The organism is Kribbella kalugense (assembly GCF_004365875.1).
In the GTDB taxonomy this organism is placed as follows: Bacteria; Actinomycetota; Actinomycetes; order Propionibacteriales; family Kribbellaceae; genus Kribbella; species Kribbella kalugense.
Window position 1 is genome coordinate 257,737 of record NZ_SODF01000004.1, and the last position, 18,409, is coordinate 276,145.

At 67.7% G+C, this 18,409-nt stretch carries 15 protein-coding genes and 1 riboswitch; of the genes, 4 read left to right on the forward strand and 11 right to left on the reverse strand.

Annotated elements, in window-relative coordinates:
- Window positions 1-6 precede the first annotated feature (6 nt).
- The 8 genes from EV650_RS38565 to arfA form a co-directional block, all read right to left on the reverse strand.
- A complete protein-coding gene (locus tag EV650_RS38565; protein ID WP_134124183.1) occupies window positions 7-2,883 on the reverse strand; it encodes an ATP-binding protein in 2,877 nt (958 codons plus the stop codon).
- 82 nt (window positions 2,884-2,965) lie between these two features.
- Window positions 2,966-4,390 carry a maltokinase N-terminal cap-like domain-containing protein gene (locus EV650_RS38570; RefSeq protein WP_134124184.1) on the reverse strand — a complete coding sequence of 475 codons (1,425 nt, stop codon included), beginning with the start codon at window positions 4,388-4,390 and terminating at the stop codon, window positions 2,966-2,968.
- The gene (treS, locus tag EV650_RS38575; protein ID WP_134124185.1) at window positions 4,391-6,112 is read right to left on the reverse strand and encodes a maltose alpha-D-glucosyltransferase; all 1,722 of its coding nucleotides are present in this window, start codon (window positions 6,110-6,112) and stop codon (window positions 4,391-4,393) included.
- Between the two features lie 223 nt (window positions 6,113-6,335).
- Complete coding sequence (locus tag EV650_RS38580; RefSeq protein WP_134124186.1) at window positions 6,336-6,539, reverse strand: hypothetical protein; 204 nt, start codon at window positions 6,537-6,539, stop codon at window positions 6,336-6,338.
- Between the two features lie 29 nt (window positions 6,540-6,568).
- Entirely contained in the window at window positions 6,569-6,769 is a 201-nt protein-coding gene (locus EV650_RS38585) for a hypothetical protein (protein WP_238174755.1), read from the reverse strand.
- A 15-nt stretch (window positions 6,770-6,784) separates the two neighbouring features.
- Entirely contained in the window at window positions 6,785-7,315 is a 531-nt protein-coding gene (locus tag EV650_RS38590; RefSeq protein ID WP_134124188.1) for a sunset domain-containing protein, read from the reverse strand.
- On the reverse strand, window positions 7,312-7,425 hold the full coding sequence (locus EV650_RS41605; protein ID WP_500778898.1) for a hypothetical protein: 114 nt from the start codon (window positions 7,423-7,425) through the stop codon (window positions 7,312-7,314). The genes EV650_RS38590 and EV650_RS41605 overlap by 4 nt, the downstream gene beginning before the upstream one ends.
- On the reverse strand, window positions 7,426-8,514 hold the full coding sequence (arfA, locus tag EV650_RS38595; RefSeq protein WP_238174756.1) for a channel-forming protein ArfA/OmpATb: 1,089 nt from the start codon (window positions 8,512-8,514) through the stop codon (window positions 7,426-7,428). It lies immediately after the preceding gene.
- A 261-nt stretch (window positions 8,515-8,775) separates the two neighbouring features.
- On the opposite strand from arfA, the gene EV650_RS38600 reads away from it, so the two are divergent.
- Both EV650_RS38600 and folP read left to right on the forward strand, forming a co-directional pair.
- Window positions 8,776-9,306, forward strand: a complete 531-nt coding sequence (locus EV650_RS38600) for a winged helix-turn-helix domain-containing protein (protein WP_134124190.1) — start codon at window positions 8,776-8,778, stop codon at window positions 9,304-9,306.
- A gap of 14 nt (window positions 9,307-9,320) precedes the next feature.
- Window positions 9,321-9,410: riboswitch (ZMP/ZTP riboswitch) on the forward strand.
- A 19-nt stretch (window positions 9,411-9,429) separates the two neighbouring features.
- Window positions 9,430-10,287, forward strand: a complete 858-nt coding sequence (gene folP / locus EV650_RS38605; protein ID WP_134124191.1) for a dihydropteroate synthase — start codon at window positions 9,430-9,432, stop codon at window positions 10,285-10,287.
- On the opposite strand, the gene EV650_RS38610 is transcribed toward folP, so the two are convergent.
- Complete coding sequence (locus EV650_RS38610; protein ID WP_238174757.1) at window positions 10,280-14,638, reverse strand: S8 family serine peptidase; 4,359 nt, start codon at window positions 14,636-14,638, stop codon at window positions 10,280-10,282. The genes folP and EV650_RS38610 overlap by 8 nt on opposite strands.
- A gap of 319 nt (window positions 14,639-14,957) precedes the next feature.
- On the opposite strand from EV650_RS38610, the gene EV650_RS38615 reads away from it, so the two are divergent.
- On the forward strand, window positions 14,958-15,569 hold the full coding sequence (locus tag EV650_RS38615) for a winged helix-turn-helix domain-containing protein (RefSeq protein WP_134124193.1): 612 nt from the start codon (window positions 14,958-14,960) through the stop codon (window positions 15,567-15,569).
- An 11-nt stretch (window positions 15,570-15,580) separates the two neighbouring features.
- A complete protein-coding gene (locus tag EV650_RS38620; protein ID WP_134124194.1) occupies window positions 15,581-16,738 on the forward strand; it encodes a threonine synthase in 1,158 nt (385 codons plus the stop codon).
- 508 nt (window positions 16,739-17,246) lie between these two features.
- Here the strand turns inward: EV650_RS38620 and EV650_RS38625 are convergent.
- Complete coding sequence (locus EV650_RS38625) at window positions 17,247-17,855, reverse strand: hypothetical protein (protein ID WP_134124195.1); 609 nt, start codon at window positions 17,853-17,855, stop codon at window positions 17,247-17,249.
- Window positions 17,856-17,872: 17 nt separating this feature from the next.
- Window positions 17,873-18,142 carry an Lrp/AsnC ligand binding domain-containing protein gene (locus tag EV650_RS38630; protein ID WP_134124196.1) on the reverse strand — a complete coding sequence of 90 codons (270 nt, stop codon included), beginning with the start codon at window positions 18,140-18,142 and terminating at the stop codon, window positions 17,873-17,875.
- Window positions 18,143-18,409: the final 267 nt, after the last annotated feature.

Here is an 18,409-nt window from a genome sequence, read left to right on the forward strand (position 1 = left end):
CAACTGTTAGGCAGTCAGCGCATCGCGTACGGCGTTGAGACGGGCGAGGTAGCGGGGCCAGGCGAAGCCCGTTCTGGTGTAGGCGGTGGTGGTTTCGGTGACCAGGGTGGTGGCGCGATCGCGTTCGCCCTGGGCCAGCGCGAGGGCGGCGGCGACGGCGCGGGCAGCGAGCCAGGAGGTGCCGTGTTCGGCGGTTTCGGCGAAGACCGCGTCGAGGAGAGTGGCTGCCTCGTTGACCTCGCCTTGCCGGATCAGTACGTCGGCCAGGTCGAGGTGAGCGTGCGTCGTACCGCTGTCGTCGGCGACTGCGTACTCGACCGCGGCCCGCAGGTACTTCTCGGCGGCGTCGAGATCACCTCGGGCGACGGCGACCGCGCCGCGGATCACCTCGTTCAGCGGGAGGATCTGCCGGTCGTCGAGCCGTCGTGCGTAGTGGTCGGACTCGGTCGCGGCCTTCAGCGCGTCCTCGAACCGGTCGAGACTGACGAGCGCGCCGGCGAGGTTGCTGAGACCACGGGACAGGCCGTGCTCGTCGCCGTACTCGCGGTCCGCGACGATGCAGGTCTCGTAACACTCGACCGCCTTCGCCGGCTGACCGGTGTAGACGTACAGGGTGCCGAGCGCGTCGGTGCAGGCGGACAGTCTGCGCTCGTGCTGCGGTGAGGTCCGGGCCAGCGCCTGACCGGCGAGCAAGGGCGTGAAGGCGTCGAGGAGATGACCGCGTTCGATCTCGACGATGCTGCGGTAGTAGAGCGCGGTCAGTGTGAGGGTGTCGTCGTCCTGCGTCCGTGCCAGCGCCTCGGCTTCGGTCAGGGACGCCGCGGCCTGGTCGAACCGGCCGCGCATCGTCAGGACGAAACCCTGGTTGCTGAGCGCGGTGACCCGCTCGGCGGTGGTCGCACCCGGCGCGTCCGCGAGCGCTCCGAAATGACGGGCGGCCTCGGCGTACCAGCCGCGGATCAGCCAGGGGGTGTGTAGCGCGAGCGCGAGGCGCAGGCCGCCGGCGTGGTCGGTCCCGGGCGCCCGGTCGAGGATGTCCAGCAGGTTGGGCCATTCGGCGAAGACTTCGGTGATCGACTCGGCCGTCGCGAAGTCGTCGGCGCTGCGCCCGAGTGTCTCGACGAATCCGACCGCCCAGTTCAGCTGCGCGGTACGGGCGCCCTCGGTCTCGCCGGCCTCGTCGAGCTTCGCCAGCGCGTAGTCGCGCACAGTCTCCAGCAACCGGAACCGGCGGCCGTTGACTGCCTCGACGGTCAGCAGACTCCGGTCGGCGAGCTCGGTCAGCGCCGGCGCGACGTCCCGCGGATCGACGGCGACTTGTTCCGCGGCTTCCAAGGTGAATCCACCGGCGAAGACCGCGACGCGACGCAGTACGGCGCGCTCAACGTCGCCGAGCAACTGGTGACTCCAGTCCAATGCCGCCACCAGACTCGTGTGCCGCAGTTGGGCGTCACGGGATCCGGCGACCAGCAGCCGCATCCGGTCGGACAAGCGCTTGGCCAGTTGCGGGACGGTCAACGTGCGGGTGAGACCAGCGGCCAGCTCGATGCCGAGCGGGTACCTGTCGACCGCCGTGCAGATCGCGGCCACCTGCTCCGGGTCGGCTCCCAGCGCATCGGCGGCGCAGCGTTCGGTGAACAGGCGGGCAGCGTCCAACGCGTCGAGCGGGCGCATCGGCCGGATCTCCTCGGCTGCGACTTGTAGCGGTCGCTGCGAGGTGACCAGGACGGTTAATGCGGGAGCGCGGCCGAGCAATGCCGCGACGATTTCGGCGGTCTGCTCGACCACGTGCTCCGCGTTGTCGAGCACGAGCACGGCAGCGCCCAGCGCCGCGGCGGCAGCGCCGATCGGGTCGTTGCCGCTGGCGTCGTCGCCCACAATCGCTTCCAGTACGGCGCTTTCACGCTGCAGAGGCGCTAGTTCTACGAGGCGTACGGCGCGACCCGGAACGGCTCGTGCTGCCTCGAAGGCGAGCCGGGACTTCCCGCTGCCCGGGCCGCCGGTCAACGTGATCAGACCGGGTTCGCCGAGCCGATGTACCAGCGACACCAGCTCTTTCTCCCGACCGACAAAGCTGGTCAACGCAGCCGGCAGCTCAGCCACCACGGTCGGTGCAGGTGTGGTCTGGAGCAGCAGGGTGGGGTCCTGGCGGAGGAGCCGGAGTTCCATCGCGGCGGTGTCTGGTGCGGGATCCACGCCTAGCTCGTCGGCCAGGCGGCTGCGGAGTTTCGCCATCCGGGCCAGGGCATCCGCTTGGCGGCCGGTCCGGTACAGCGCGAGAGCCAACAGGCACCAGAGCCGTTCGTGTAAAGGGTTCTCGCCGGCCAGCGCCTCCAGCTCGCGCGCGGCCTCCGCAGCGTGACCGAGAGCCAGCTCGGCGTCCAGCAGCTCGACCTGCAGTGTCAGTCGCCAGGCGTCCAGTTGCTCGCCTTCGATGACGGCGTACGGCACCGTGCGCAGGTCGGCCAGCGACGGGCCTCGCCAGTTCGCCAGCGCCGTCCGTGCTGCCGTACGCACCGTGAGGTGGTCGCCCGATCTGGCGGCCGCGTGCATCCGCTCGGCGGCTGCCTGAGCCTCGGTGAGATCGGTGACCCGAGCCGCCAGCGCGTAGCCGCCGTTGACGCGGGTGAGGAGCTCCGGCGAGTCCAGCGCGGCCCGGAGCCGGGAGGCGAGCACGCGCAACCGCTCGGTCGGACGGGCCAGGTCGACGTCACCCCACAGATCGGCCGCGAGCCGGCCGTCCGGAACCGACATGCCACCGGCCAGTGTGAGCCGGACCAGCAGTGCGCGTTCCAGTGGGCGATCGACCGCCAGCGGGATGCCGTCGAGCCTGACCACCAGAGGACCGAGAACACCGACCTCTAGCAACGGCTCGGGTGGCATACCGGCAAGTATTACAGTGGTCGGCCACCCACGCTCTGTAATTCTCAGCCGAAGTGAGATTACTTGGCTGAGATTTGGGGTACTACTGTTCGGCCAGCTGTGCCGCTGCGGACAGCGGGATCGGTAGCCAGGTGGGGCGGTTGCGGGCCTCGTAGAGGACCTCGTAGATGACCTTGTCGGCCAGGAACGCGTTCAGCAGGACGGTCTCCTCGCGGGGATCGTTGCCGGCAACCTCGGCGTACCCGTCGCAGAACGCCTGCTGGTTGCGGGTCGCCCACTCGGCCGCGCGGTAGGCGATCTGCTGGTCGCCCCGGTGGTCTTCCAGCAGCGACCGGGCCGCGTAGTCGAACGAGCGCAGCATCCCGGCGATGTCCTTCACCGGGGTGTCCAGCGCCCGCCGCTCGATCAGCGACTTGGCCGGCTCGCCCTCGAAGTCGATCAGCTTCCAGCCGTCGATGGTCCGCAGTACCTGCCCCAGGTGGAAGTCGCCGTGGATCCGCTGCACCGTGACCGGCTGGTCGTACGCCGCCAGCGCCTCGAACCACCGCGCCAGGCCGGCCTTGTACTGCGTGAGCTCGGGAATCGCAGCGGCGGCCAGATCGAGCCGGCGTTGCATCGCCGCGGCGTGCTCGACCAGCTTGGCCGGCTCCCAGATGTCGGTGCCGAGCGCCTTGCCCAGCTCGGAGTGCACCTCCGCGGTGCTCGCGCCGAGCCGGTGCGACTCGGGCGCGAAATCGCCGCCGACCTCCTCGGCATGCAGGTCGGCCTCGGCGTACAGGTCCCGCACCGACGAGGTCGCGAACGACCAGCCGTCGGTCGCGTTGCTCTGGAACGCCGTCATCATCGCCAACTCACCCGAGACGGTCTCACCCTCGGGACCGTCGCCGGCCCGCGGCCACCGACCGCGTGCCGAGCCCAGCACCTCGGGGACCAGCTCGGACCCGGCCTCGGTGAGCGCCGACTCGATCTCGACCCCCGGGTTGCTCCCGGGCTCGAGCCGGCGGAACACCTTCAGCAGCGCAACATCGCCGAACACCAGCGACGTGTTGCTCTGCTCGACCGTGAGCACCAGCGACTGCGCGTCCTCCGGTACCTCGATGGTCCGGTCCGGAGCCTGGACGGGATGGAACTCCAGCCCGTCCAGCCGCCGTCCGTGCGTCAGCCCGTCCAGCCAGTACGGCGTCGCTTCCTTGTCGTGCAGCGCGTCGTACACCCAGACACCCTCGTCGCCGAGATCTGGTTCCGCCCACTCACCGATCAGCGCGTGGCCGAGGTTGTCGACCGGCGCGCGATGGTAGCTGAGCGGCAGCTGGTACACCCGGATCGGGATGTCGACCCCAGGCGGCCCCGCACAATAGACGAACCCGATCCGGACCGCCGGCCAGGCGCCCGCGTCCGACAGCCACACCGAGGTGGCCACCGCTTCGACGCGGACGTCGTGTCCCTTCTCCCCGAACCACCGCTGGCTCGCACAGAAGGACTGGACCTGGTCCAGATGGGAAGTCACTTAAATGCTCTCCTCGTGGTCTTCCGACTTCGCCACCGGGAGCCGGAACCAGTAGAAACCGTGGGCGCCGAGGGTCAGCAGGTAGGGCAGCTCCCCGATGGTCGGGAAGTGCACACCACCCAGCAGCTCGACCGGCTCCACTCCTTGCCACTGCCGCAGGTCGAGTTCGATCGGCTGCGGGAAGCGGGACAGGTTGTTCACGCACAGCACCACGTCGTCGCCGAACTCACGTACGTACGACAGCACGCTGGGGTTGGAACCCCCTAGGTCTGTGAAAGTACCCATCCCGAAACACGGGTGCTGCTTGCGGGTCTGGATCATCCGCCGGGTCCAGTGCAGCAGCGACGAGGCGTTCTCCATCTCGGCCTCGACGTTCACCGCCTGGAAACCGTAGACCGGGTCCATGATCACCGGCAGGCTGAGCTTGCCCGGTGTCGCGGTGGAGAACGACGCGTTCCGGTCCGGGGACCACTGCATCGGCGTACGGACGCCGTCGCGGTCACCGAGCCAGATGTTGTCGCCCATGCCGATCTCGTCGCCGTAGTACAGGATCGGCGAGCCGGGCAGGCTGAGCAGCATCGCGGTGAACAACTCCATCTTGTTCACGTCGTTGTCCAGCAGCGGTGCGAGCCGGCGGCGGATGCCGATGTTCGCCTTCATCCGCGGGTCCTGCGCGTACTCGCCCCACATGTAGTCGCGGTCCTCGTCGCTGACCATCTCGAGGGTGAGCTCGTCGTGGTTGCGCAGGAAGATGCCCCACTGGCAGGTGTCCGGGATCTCCGGGGTCTGCGCCAGGATCTCCGAGATCGGGAACCGGGACTCGCGGCGTACGCCCATGAAGATGCGTGGCATCACCGGGAAGTGGAACGCCATCTGGCACTCGTCACCACCGGAGTCGCGGTCGCCGAAGTACTCGACCACGTCGGCCGGCCACTGGTTCGCCTCGCAGAGCAGGACGCGGTCCTCGTAGTTCGCGTCCACCTCCTTGCGGACCCGCTTGAGGAACTCATGGGTGCGGGGGAGGTTCTCGCAGTTCGTGCCGTCGGTCTCGAACAGGTACGGCACCGCGTCGAGGCGGAACCCGTCCACGCCGAGGTCGAGCCAGAACTTCAGCGCCTCGATCATCGCGTCGCCGACGGCCGGGTTCTCGAAGTTCAGGTCCGGTTGGTTCGAGTAGAACCGGTGCCAGAAGTACTGGCCGCGAACTGGGTCCCAGGTCCAGTTCGAGGACTCGGTGTCGACGAAGATGATCCGCGCGTCGGAGTACAACTCGTCGGTGTCGGACCACACGTAGAAGTCGCCGTACGGACCCTCGGGGTCCTCCCGGGACGCCTGGAACCAGGGGTGCTGGTCGGAGGTGTGGTTCATCACGAAGTCGACGATCACCCGGATACCGCGGGCGTGCGACTGCTGCAGGAACGCGGCGAAGTCGGCGACCGTGCCGATCTCCGGCATCACCTCGGTGTAGTGCGAGATGTCGTAGCCGCCGTCGCGCAGCGGCGACGGGTAGAACGGGGGTAACCAGAGACAGTCGACACCGAGCCACTCGAGATAGTCGAGTTTCTCGGTCAGGCCCTGCAGGTCGCCGATGCCGTCGGCGTTCGAGTCCTTGAAGGACCGCACGAGGACCTCGTAGAAGACGGCCCGCTTGAACCACAGCGGGTCACTCTTCGTCAGTCCGTGGTGCTGCTCCGGCAGCATGTCGGTCACGCTCACCTCCATCGGTGTCTCCAAACCTAGTTCCCGTACCCCGTTCGGGCGCACCTAAAAGGGGCCCTGAAAGGGGGTAGGGCAGTGCATTGATCCCGGACGACTCCGGGAATACTGCGGTGACGTGGCTGACGCCGACGGTCGGACGGTTCCGCAAGGCGTTCAGCACAGTCTGACGGCCCTTTGCCAGTACAAGCAAATGGGCTCGCGAACCGATTTCCCGACAGGCTTGCGGTCAGCGCTTGCGGCCGCGCTCCTGCTCCCGCTGCGGGTTCTGCGACGCACCCCGGCGCCGCCCACCCGACAACCACCGCCGCCGCGGCTTCACCGCTCCCTTCGCATCCGCAACCCCGATCCGCGGATCCCTCTTCTGCAACAACTCGTCAGCCGTGAGGATCTCGTCCGGGACAATCGGCTCCGGCGCGTCGGGTTCGATCACGCTCTGATCGTAGGACTGAGCTGGGTCAGTTACGGGAGGTCGACTACTAGTTGCTCGGGGATGCCGGAGTCGGTGGCTGCTTGGGTGATCGAGGTGCGGAGGTCCTCGATGGCGGCCTCGCGGGTCGCGCCTTCGCCCTGGACGAAGATGTCCGGGGTGAGGGCTGCTTCGGCCACCCAGGTGCCGTCCTCGTCTTGTTCGACGACGTAGGGGACGTGGAGCTGGGGCACGATGGTTCCTCGGGGTCAGTCGGGGTCGGTCGCTGGGTTCGTCGACTTGCGGGGGCGGCGGACGTACTTGGCGAAACCGGCGCGCTCGGCGTCGGCCTCGGTGCGGAACCAGACTTCGGGTTTGGTCCGGCCGTAGTACGGCGAATCGGGCGTGTGGAACAGCATCGACTGGGCGTTGCCCTTGATGGTGAACCCGTCCGGCGGACCCTGGTGCGGGACCGCTTCGGCCGAGCCTTCGCCGTACCGTCCGGGCGCCACCTTCGCAGGCGGCGCCGGTTGGGGTACGGCGGGCTCGACGTCGAAGAGAGTCGGCGCGTCCATGACCCGGGAGCCGGGCTCGGTGTCCATCACCCGGGAGAAGACCGGCTCGGGGGCAGACGCCTTCGTTTCCGTGACCGCGGCTCCGACCAGCACGGGTTCGGGTTCTTCCAGCGGTGGGGGAGCGGCGGCGGGCCGGCGGCGGTCGAGCAGGATCCAGGTGATGATCGCGCCGAGCACGAACGCGAGCAGCGACCACAACCAGTTGTGTCGCAGCAGCCAGCTCATGCGCCTGCTCCTCTCGTCCGAACGAGTCGGTGCACCAGCCAGGCGGCGGCGCTGCCCAGCACGAACGCGACCAGCAGCAGGATCCAGGTCTCGGCGATCAGCCAACTCATCTAATTCCCCTGCACTACTCGGATCTCGGCGCGGCGGTTCGCGACCCGGCCGGCGCCCGTGGCGTTGGAAGCGATCGGGAAGGCCTGCCCGTACCCGTTCGCGAGGATCCGGTTCGCGTTGATCCCGAGCCGGACCAGCTCGGCCTTCACCGCGGCGGCCCGGCGCTCCGACAGCGGCAGACTGCTGGCCGGTGAACCGAGGTCGTCGGTGTGACCGGCGACCTCGACACGTGCCGTCGTACACGACTTCAGTACGGCGGCGGCCTTCACCACGGAGGGCTTCGAGGCGTCGTTCACGATCGACGTACCGGACAGGAAGTTGATCTTGTACATCCGGCTGAACTCGGCCAGCCGGGTCTGGAACGTGCGGCACGGCTCGCTCACCGCGGACTTCGGCGGCGTCGGAAGCTGCAGTTGGTCGGCCACGACCGCGCCGGGGACCGCCTTCGCCGCGGCCCGGCCGACGGTCGCCTTGGTCGCCTGGTCCGGCACCTGACCGCTCAGCGTCACCGTGTCCCCGTCGTACCGCACCGAGGCGTCGCCGGTCCCGATCGCGAGCGCCCGCAGCAGCGCGGAGATCGGCGCAGCGTCGGCAAGCCCGGCAGCAGGGTCGATCGTCGTACGGTCGTCGTACTCACGGTCCTCGCCGAGCAACTGGTCGACGTCGGCCGCGATCGCATCCTTGACCGCCTGGCTGCGAACCGGAGCCTGCACCCGGATCGCCTGATCCGTCCGCCCGACCTCGAACGCAGGTACGCCGGACTCTTCAGGCGGAGCGCTCGTCGGTGAGGGCGTTGGTGTCGTGCCGCCCTCGATCCGGACGGACCGAACACCTTCGACTCCGGTGACAACCGCGCGTACGGCGTTCGGATCGACCCCGTCCGGCACGGTGATCTTCGCGTCCCGGCCGTTGAAATCGACCGAGCTGGTCTCGATGCCGCGGGCCTGCAGGGCGGCGAGAGTACGGTCGCGGAGGTCGTCCTCGGTGGTGCCTGCCTTGGCGGGAATCAGCACAGCCGTCAGCAGTACGGGCACCGCGAGGGCCGCGAGCAGCCAGACGACGAGCGGCCGTCGAATGAGACGGGGCACTGTTCCTCCGTGGATGCGGTCAGAGTGACCGTGCGCGAGGAGACTACTCCGCTTGGCCCGGCGATCGCACTTTCCAACTGGGAGCGTCGCGATGTTAACGCGGACTTTTCCCTGTCCTGTCTCGTGTCCTGTCGCTGTCCTGTCTCGGACAGGACGCATATGTGCCAGCCCGGTGCGCTGCGAATCCCTTGACTTAGTTCGTGCCGTGAACCGTACTTGTGGCGGGCTGGATCAACTGGGGAGGGGCTAGCTGTGTTGTCGATGGAGACGCCGTCCGACTCATCGCTGATCATCGGCGTGGCCGCGTCCACGGCCGAACGGGTCAACCTGGCACGCCTGCTCGGCGAGGCCGACGCACTGCTGCTGGTGTCGAGCGCGGACCAGGCACGCGCGTTCCTGGAGCTGACCGGCGTCACCGCGGCCGGTCCGGTGCTGGCGCCGCCAACGGTGCTGCAGCCGGCTCCGATCAAGGCGGTGCCCGCGATGGCGGCGCCCGCGCCGGTCGGCGAGTTGCGCCTGGACGTCGACCGGCGCGTGGTCCGCTGGAAGGACCGCGAGATGCCGCTGACCCGGCTCGAGCACGACTTCCTGCACTGCCTGGTGACCGAGCCCGGCCGGGTCTGGACGTACCAGCGCCTGCACCACGCGGTCTGGGGCAACGAGCACCTCGGCCACGGCTCGCACATCCACTCGGTGGTCAAACGCCTCCGCCAGAAACTCGCGAACCTCGGCGCCACCGTCACCATCCACGCCGTCCGCGGCGTCGGCTTCCACCTACTTCCCGCTACCTGATCGGGGTAGCGTTCACCCTGGACCGTGACTGGCGCGTGAGGTGGGCCAACCACCGGGGAGCGGTCTCGTCTCGACGACGTGTGCCGTGCGCCTGGGCTTCTGGGATCTACCGGGAGGCCCGGCATGGTGCGACCGCGGTTGGTGGGGATCGTCAACGTCACAAGGGATTCGTTCTCCGATGGGGGACGGTATCTGTCGCCCGGGGACGCGATCGCGCACGCGAAGGAGTTGCGCGCGGCGGGTGCGGATGTGGTCGAACTCGGGCCGGCGTCGAGTCATCCGGATGCGGAGAAGGTGTCGCCGGGGGAGGAGATCGAGCGGCTGACCGGGGTGATCCACGCGCTGGAGGGGATCCCGTGGGGTGTGGATTCCTATCACCCCGAGACCCAGCGGTTCGCGGCGGCGCGGGGTGCGTCGTACCTGAACGACATCCAGGGCTTCCCAGATCCGCGCCGGTACGGCGAACTGGCCGGGCTCAGGTGTCAGCTGGTGGTGATGCACTCGATACAGCGGCACGGCCCGGCGACTCGGGTGTGGACGGATCCGCGGTCGATCTGGTCGTCCATCGAGGACTTCTTCGACCAGCGGATCGCGGACCTCGAGGCAGCGGGTATCGCGCGCGACCGCTTGATCCTCGACCCCGGCCTCGGCTACTTCCTCGGCAGTACGCCGGAACCGTCGGTAGCCGTGCTCGGAGAGCTCGGGCGGTTGAAGGCGCGCTACGGCCTGCCGGTGCTGGTCTCACCTTCGCGGAAGTCCTTTCTGCGGGCGATCACCGGCACCAGCCTCGCCGGCATCGGGCCGGCGACCCTCGCGGCGGAGCTCACCGCAGCTGATCAGGGCGCGACCTACATCCGCACCCACGACCCCGCAGCCCTCTCCGACGCCCTCGCCGTCCGCGCCGCGCTCACCGCGAACAGAACGGGACCGGCCCCCGTCCCGAAGGACGAGGGCCGGCCTGGCTATCGCGTGACTACTTGATCGACTTCAGGGCGAAGTTTTCGGTGACCGGCGTACCGGCGACCAGCTTCGTGGTGCGGGTTTGGGGCTTATAGCCGTCCTTGGCGGCGATCAGGGTGAGCGGGTTGTTGCGACGGTCGAGCCAGTAGGCGTACTTACCGTCCTTGTCGGTGATGAAGGTGTACGACTGCGCCCACGAGTCCACCTCGACGGTCGCGCCCGGGAGGGCGGCGGTGGCGCCGGACGAGCTGACGCCCGTGACGGTGCCCAGCAGCTTGCTCCACGTGCTCGGCGGGGTGACGTTCATCGTCACGCCGACCGGTGCGACCGTGTAGGGGGTGTTCTCGCCGATCGTCACGGCGCCGCTGTACGCGCCGGGCTGGTCGACGTTCGCGGTGAGCGTGACCTTGACCGTCGTCGACTGTCCCGGGGCCAGGGTGGCCTCGGTCTTGTCGAGCGACATCCAGCTCACGTCCGCCGACGACTCGGTGCAGTCCTCGAGACCCGGCAGGGCCTCGCTGTCCGCGGTAGCGGTGAAGCCACCCGACGAACCACCGACCTTGTAGAAGCCACACGCCGCACCACCGCGGTACCGCGGCAGGTTGGCGTTCGGCAGTGCGGTCCAGCTGTCCGACGACGGGTCGTACGAGAACCCGGCGTTGGTGACGGCACCGGCCTGGACACCGCCGACGATCAGCAGCTTTCCGCCGGCAACGGCGTACGACGCCGCCCAGTGGTCGGCCGGAGCGTCCGCGATCGCGGTCCAGGAGTCGGCTCCCGGGTCGTAGACGTACGCCGACTTCAGCGAGTTCACGCCATCGTTACCGCCGGCGCAGTACACCTTGCCGTCGATGGCGCCGCAGGACGCGAACGCGACCGACTGCGGGTAGTTCGCCAGCGTCTGCCACGCGTTGGCGCCCGGGTCGTACCGGACCACCGTGTTGCTCATCGGCGTGCAGTTGGCGGTCGTGCAGCCGCCGATGGCGTACAGCTTGCCGTCAGCGACAGCCTGACCGGCCGCGGCCCGAGGTGCCGGGTTGTCCGCCACGGCGGTCCAGGCGTTGGCAGCCGGGTCGTACGACCAGGTCGCCGGGTCCGGACCGGCATCGGCCCAACCGGAGCTGGCGATGATCTTGCCACCCACGACACCGACCGTGACGGCGTTGCGAGCACCCGGCAGCGGTGCGATCGCCGTCCAGGCCATCGACGCCGGGTCGTACACGTAGCTGTTGGCAGTCGACGCACTACCGTTGCCACCGCCGAGCGAGTACGTCTTGCCGTCGAGGCTGACCACCCGGTTGTCCATCACGGTCGCCGGGTAGTCGGCGATGTCGGTCCACGGAGCCGCCTGCGGCTTCGCGGCGACCGGCGCGGTGCCGGTCTTGCCCGACAGCATCCGGGCGAACGAGGTGCTGACGGCGATCCGCTGCAGCGGCGCGCCGGCCCCGGTCTCCACCTGTGCCTTGGTCGTCTTGGTGCCGTTCGCGTTCTCGAGGACGAACCCGCTGTCCTTCTCACCGAACTTCACGTCGACGTCCGCGCCGCCGGTGTTGGTGACCTTGAACGACTTGGTCACGGTGCCGGTCGGCAGCTTCAGGTTGCCGGTGATGGCGCCCGGCGTGACGGCCAGCTGACCGGCCTTGAGCGTGTAGTCGGCCGTGGTGGTCCAGTCGGCCTCGACCGGGACGGTCGCGGTCACGCTGGTGTAGTTGCCGGCCTTGGCGGTGAAGCTCTGGTCGCCGTCCGCCGACGAGTACAGCCAGTAGAACCCGTCGTTCAGACCGGTGTCCTCGGGCGTCGCCATGGTGGTCCCGGACTCGGTGCTGCCGTCACGAGTGACGACCGCGCCGTTCAGGAAACCGCCGGTGTTGGCGTCGTTGATGTTGCCGACGACGAGACCGCCGCCGGTCGGCTCACAGGTGATCTGGCTGCCGATCAGCACGCTGTCGACCTCCCACCACCATTCGAACGACGCGTCGTAGTAGTGGAACCGGACCTGTACGGCGGACTTGCCGGCCGCCTGCGGGATCGCGATCTCCTTGACTCCGCGGGCGTCCGCGGCCTGGGCCAGCACGTTGGTCCAGGTGGTGCCGCCGTCGATCGACAGGTCGACATCGGCCTTCTCGCCGCTGAGGTAGTTCAGGTCCTCGTTGAACCGGATCACCGGAGCGGTGACCGCGCTCAGGTCGACGACCGGGCTGACCAGCGACGTGTCCTGCGAGCCGGCGCCGCCGTAGTGGTCGCTGTCGACGATCGCGAACTTGCCGCTGCCGCCGGACAGGTTGCCCCGGTTGCCCGGGTCGTTGAACTGCCAGACCTGGCCGTTGCCCTTGTTGTCGGCGACGGTCCAGCCGCTCGGCGCGGCACCGGAGTCGAACGTCTCGTAGACGCCGTCCGAGCCGTACTTGTAGCCGGGCGCGGTGGTGCAGGCGTCAGAGCTGACCGGTACCGCGATGTTCTTGGTCAGGTTGCCGCTGCCGACCGTGATCGGCTGGCTGACGGTCTGGTAGCCCGGGTACTTCGCCTCGACCTTGAGCGAGTACGCCGCACCGGACGGGACCTTCAGGCTGTAACGGCCGTTGCTCGGGGTCGTGTAGTCGAACACGCCACCCGGACCCTCGACCGACACCTTCGCGTACAGCGGCCAGCCGTGGCCGGAGCCGTCCGTGACGGTGCCACCGACGCTCACCTGCGGAGTGCTCTCCAGGGCGAAGTCCTTGGTGGTGGTCTGACCAGTGGTGATGGTGGCCGTCGCCGTAGCGGTCTTGTACCCGAAGGACGCGACCGTGAGGGCGTAGTCACCAGCCGGCAGTACGGACGAGAACGTGCCGTTGCTGCTGGTGGTCAGGACCTTGTCGGCCTGACCGTCCTGGTGCACCGTCACGCTGGCGCCGGCGAGTGCGGCACCACCGGTGGCGGCGGTGACCGTACCGGCGAGCGTGCCGGTGTCGCCGATCGGTGCGGCATTCAGCAGTGCCAGCGCGTCCAGTCGGCCCTGACCGAAGGAGTTGTTGTTCTCCGGCGTACCGCCGCACTCGCTGTTCGGGGTGTCGATCGCGGTCTGGTTCAGCAGCGCCCGGGTGGCGTTGACGTCACCCTTGAGCGTTGGCGAGGCCGACCAGAGCAGTGCGATCGTGGCCGCGAGGTGTGGTGTGGCCATCGACGTACCGCTGAAGCTGCCGTAGGTGTTGCCCGGCAGGCTGGAGCGGACGTTGACGCCCGGGGCCGAGATGTTCGGCTTGATCGTGCCGTCCTGGCCGACACCGCGACCGGAGAACGACGCGATGTTGTTGTTGATGTCGTAGGCGCCGGCCGAGTAGTTACTCGTCAGGCTGCCCGGAGAGCCGGAGGTGTTGCAGCCGCTCTCACCGCTGTTGCCGTTGGCGAACGCACCGAAGATCCCGGACGCGGTCCAGGCCAGGGTGATGTCCTCCATGAACGGGTCGTTCGACGGCAGCGTCGAGCCCCACGAGTTGTTGATGACGTTCGGCCGCTTGCTCGCGTCCGGGTTCTGCCCGGCGAGGTCGGTCGGCTCGAGCATCCACTGGCCGGACGAGATCAGCGCGGCGTCGCTCGGGCAGCAGCCGTTCGCGGCGATCCACTTCACGCCCGGGGCGACACCCACCTGGTTGCCCGCGCCGTCGTCGCCGACCATGGTGCCCATCGTGTGAGTGCCGTGGCCGTTGCCGTCGGACGGTGCGTTCGGCGAGGTGCCGGCCGCGTCGAACCAGTTGTAGTTGTGGTTGAAGGTGCCGTCACCGTTGTTGCCGCGGTACTGCTTCACCAGCGCCGGGTGGTCGTACTGCACCCCGGTGTCGATGCTCGCGACGGTGATGCCCTCGCCCTTGTCGCCGTACTGCGACCAGACCTGGTCCGCCTTGATGTTGGCGACGCCCCACTCGACCGCCTGGACCGCCTTCTCCTGCTGGCCCGGGGTGACCTTCGGCACCTCGATCTGGGTCGGCGCGTAGAGACCCTCGACCTCGTTGTGGGTGGCAAGGTTCTGGGCCAGCGCGAGCGAGCCGCTCTCGATGCGGATCGCGTTCGTACCCCAGAACGCCTCGTACTTCACGTGCTGCGCGTCCAGCTCGGCGCGGATCGTCGCCTGGCTGTCCGCGGCGGCCTTCTTCAGCGCGGCGGCCACTGCCGTGCCGCGCTCATTCCAGTTCGTGATCCTGCTGGCAGCGGTCAGGTCTGCCTTCGCGCCGAACCGGACCCAGTAGTCCGTGGCGGCCTTGGCGTCCTTGCCGTCCAGCTGCTTCAGCAGCTCCGGCTTGATCTTGGCAGCGGGCGTTGGCGTTGATTCCGGCTTGGTGGGTGGCGACGCCTGGGCCTGGCCGGCGGCGGCCATCCCGGACGCGACGACAGCCATCGCCGCCAGGGCACTCACCACGGATCTGGCGAGTCCCCTTCGTGGTTGATGTGACATCTCTGCAGCCCCTCACTTGGAACGACCCCGAGTCGACTCCCCCGAGTCATTTGCTGCAGGAGGGCCCCCAAGCACTCTGCGTGCCCCCCAGGCTGCGGCATGTGACAACGCAAGCCTGACGTGGACCTTATGTGTCAGAACAACGTGGTAACAAGCACACCTGGTGAGCAACACGTGACTAGCTGTCGCGCCAATCGAAGCAACGTAGGCAAACGTTGGCATTCCGTTGACGATCCGAGGCAGATGTTGACATCGTGACCGGATGGTCACCGCCCGTGTCCCGTCCGCCCCGGACGTCGATCTGACCTCGGAGCCGTTCCCGCTACTGATAGCGGTCGCGGCTTCTGCTGAGCAGCGTGTCCGGTTGGCCGAGCTCGTCGACGACGTCGCTCCGTTGCTGCTGGTCTCCAGTCTCGACGAACTGCGCAAGCTGCTCGTTCCCGCCCAGCAACCCCCGCCGGCCGCTCCCGGTCACCCCGAACCTCCGGCGCCTGTCGCGGTCGACTCGACCGCGGCCGATGCCCCAGGAGACGAACCGGACGCCGACGTACTGACCATCGACCGAGCCAAGAACCGATCCCAGCCGGTCGCCCGCTGGCGAGGTCACGAGATCCAGCTGACCGAGCTCGAGCACGACCTGCTCACCCGGCTGATGTCGTTGCCGTTGCGTGTCTGGTCGTACGACGCTCTGCACCAGACCGTCTGGCCGGACCGGGATGTTCGCGGCACTGCCGACGTGCACTCGGTGGTGAAGCGCCTGCGCCGCAAGCTCGACGAGCTGGGTACGACGGTCACCATCGACGCCGTCCGCGGCATCGGGTTCCGTCTCACCGATCACCAACGCCCGATGATCACCGATCTGCGTGCGGGGTAGTTTCTTCCGGTGTGACCTTCTCTGCGCTGAGTCATCTCGAGTGCCCTCGTTGTGGAACCACCCACGACGCCGACCAGATCATCGGCCTCTGCCCCTGCGGATCGCCGTTGCTCGCGCGGTACGACGTACCCGCGGTGACGCTGACCAAGGACGAACTGGCCGGCCGCGATCCGAACCTGTGGCGCTATCACGAACTGCTGCCGGTCCGCTCGCCCGAGAACGTGGTGACGCTGGGGGAGGGGATGACCCCGCTACTGCCGCTGCCTCGGTACGGCGCTGAGCTCGGAGTCGACCGCCTGCTGATGAAGGACGAGGGGCTCATCCCGACCGGGACGTTCAAGGCCCGTGGTGCTGCGGTCGGGGTGTCACGCGCGTACGAGGTCGGGGTCCGCAAGATCGCGATGCCGACGAACGGGAACGCCGGGTCCGCATGGGCCGCGTACGCCGCTCGTGCCGGGATGGAGGCGTTGATCGCGATGCCGATCGCGGCACCGGAGATCTGCCGGCGTGAGGTGACTGTGGTCGGTGCGCGACTGCAGTTGATCGACGGGCTGATCGGCGACGCGGCGGCGTACGTCCGGGAACAGCCCGGGTACTTCGATGCGTCGACGCTGAAGGAGCCGTACCGGATCGAGGGCAAGAAGACGATGGGGCTGGAGATCGCCGAACAGCTCGATTGGCAACTGCCCGACGTGATCGTCTACCCGACCGGCGGTGGGGTCGGCATCATCGGCATCTGGAAGGCACTGACCGAACTGCGCGAGCTCGGCTGGATCGACGGCCCGCTGCCGCGGTTGGTCGCCGTACAGTCCACCGGCTGCGCACCGATCGTCCGCGCATGGGAGAAGGGTCTGCCGGAAAGCGAGCCCTGGGTCGACGCGCAAACTGTTGCCTTCGGCATCACTGTCCCGAAGGCGTTGGGCGATTTCCTCGTCCTGCAAGCGATCGCGGAAACCGGCGGCTGTGCAGTCGCCGTCGACGACGAAGACATCCTCGCCGAACAACACCTGGCCGCCCGCCTGGAAGGCACCTTCATCTGCCCCGAAGGAGCCGCCAACTTCGCCGCCATCCGCACCCTGCGAGAGTCCGGCTGGATCCAAGCCGGCGAACAAGTAGTAGCCCTCAACACCGGCACAGGCCTCAAATACCCAGAAACCGTCCCGCTCTAGGCCCACCGCGAGAGGCAGGCCGCCACCCGCGCCCGACCCAACCGACCGTCCGCTCTCCCGAGGCCATCTCAGGGGTCAACCCCCGAGCTGGCCGGTTGCGGAAGCGGATTCTGGCTGCGCAACCGACAATCTGAGGGGTTGACCCCTGAGACGGTCGGTTGAGCGAGGCGAGTCGAGACGACTTGATGGCCAGCCTGTTTCCGGAAGAAAGTTTGCTCGTGGTGACAGGGATGTTCCGCAAAGCGGTCCAGCCGTCTGCAGCTCGACAGTACGTATAGGCCCACTGCGTCGTGATGGACGCAGTGGACAGGCGTACGGCCTGAGGCAGCAGACGTATATGTACTGTCGAGCTGCCGGCAGAACCACAGTCCCTTTCACCACAGTCCGCTCCTCGCGGGCGCCGAGAAGTTGACCGGGGCGATCAGTGAACGGGATGAGGGAAACCGTCAGGCGATTGTGGCGCCGTGTTGAGTGCGGTGGTCGGTCGGCACGGTCTGGATCGACGGGGTCAGTACGCCAGAATCTTCTTGAGATCCAGGATCACTCTGGTGAGGGCCTTGTCTATCTGGGCGCCAAGCCGCCGATCGGACGGGTGCGACTCCACGGTCCGCCGACTCTCGACGATCAACTCGTCGTAAGCGCCGACAGTCAGCCCCCTGACCTCGCTCGCGAGAATCCGGCGTACGTCATTGCCCCTTCTCACAAATGCGACGTCCCCGGTGGAGATGCGCTGAACCGACAACCAGGAGATCAGCAGAGTGCGCGCGTGCAGACACAGATTCTCCGAGCGCACATCGAGATACACCATCGCCGGGTTGTGACGCCAATCCACTGCAGTGTTGAAGTCGTGCGCAGCCGTCGACAAGATCGAGAGTATCTGGCGCAGGAACGGGTCAGACCTGTCCACGACCTTGCTCTCGATCGCGATGTAGTCGTGCAAGGCGTCTTGAACTGAACGTGCAGTCACGAAGATCCGCTCGTAGTCCGCAAGATGTTGCTCGAATGCGCGCAGTTGGTGCTCGCTGCGGAGCTGACTCAGGCGCTGGTACAGCGCGACGATGACAGTGGCAGACGCCGCAACGGTTGCTCCACCGATTGCGCTGACCGCAGCGATCAAAGCATCGTTCATGTCGGCTATTTGGTCTTGTGCAGACTTGGAATGATGATGAACGTCCGCGTCACACTTACATTTGCCAGATTCTGGATACTCTCCATGACAAGCTCATGTAGTTTCTGCACGGAGGGAGCCTCGACCTTTGCAATGACATCCGCCTCTCCGTAAACAGCTGCGGCTTCCGTGACGAACTCGGAGAACTCATCCATCAGGATGCGCACGAGGTCGCCCGACTTCTTTGCAGGCACTGTGATCAGAATGAACGCGGTCACCGGGGTATCAGCAGTCATGTTGAGTCAAACCTCGCCTCGTTGCGACGCAACTGGGTGGAACACGCCTTGCCCGCACAATCAGGCGCTGCGCTGACCGAGGTCGGCACAGCGGGTCCACCTCGACCCCAACTCCTCGCCTGACTGTCCTATACCGCATCGGTGCGTAGCGAAACGTCCTGCGCCGAGTGGCCTCGTGCGAGGTAGCTCGAATGTGGTTGCCGCCGGTCGCGAGGTGCCGGCCGCATCGATCACGAGCCAGTTCACTCAGCACGGCACGGCGTGAGA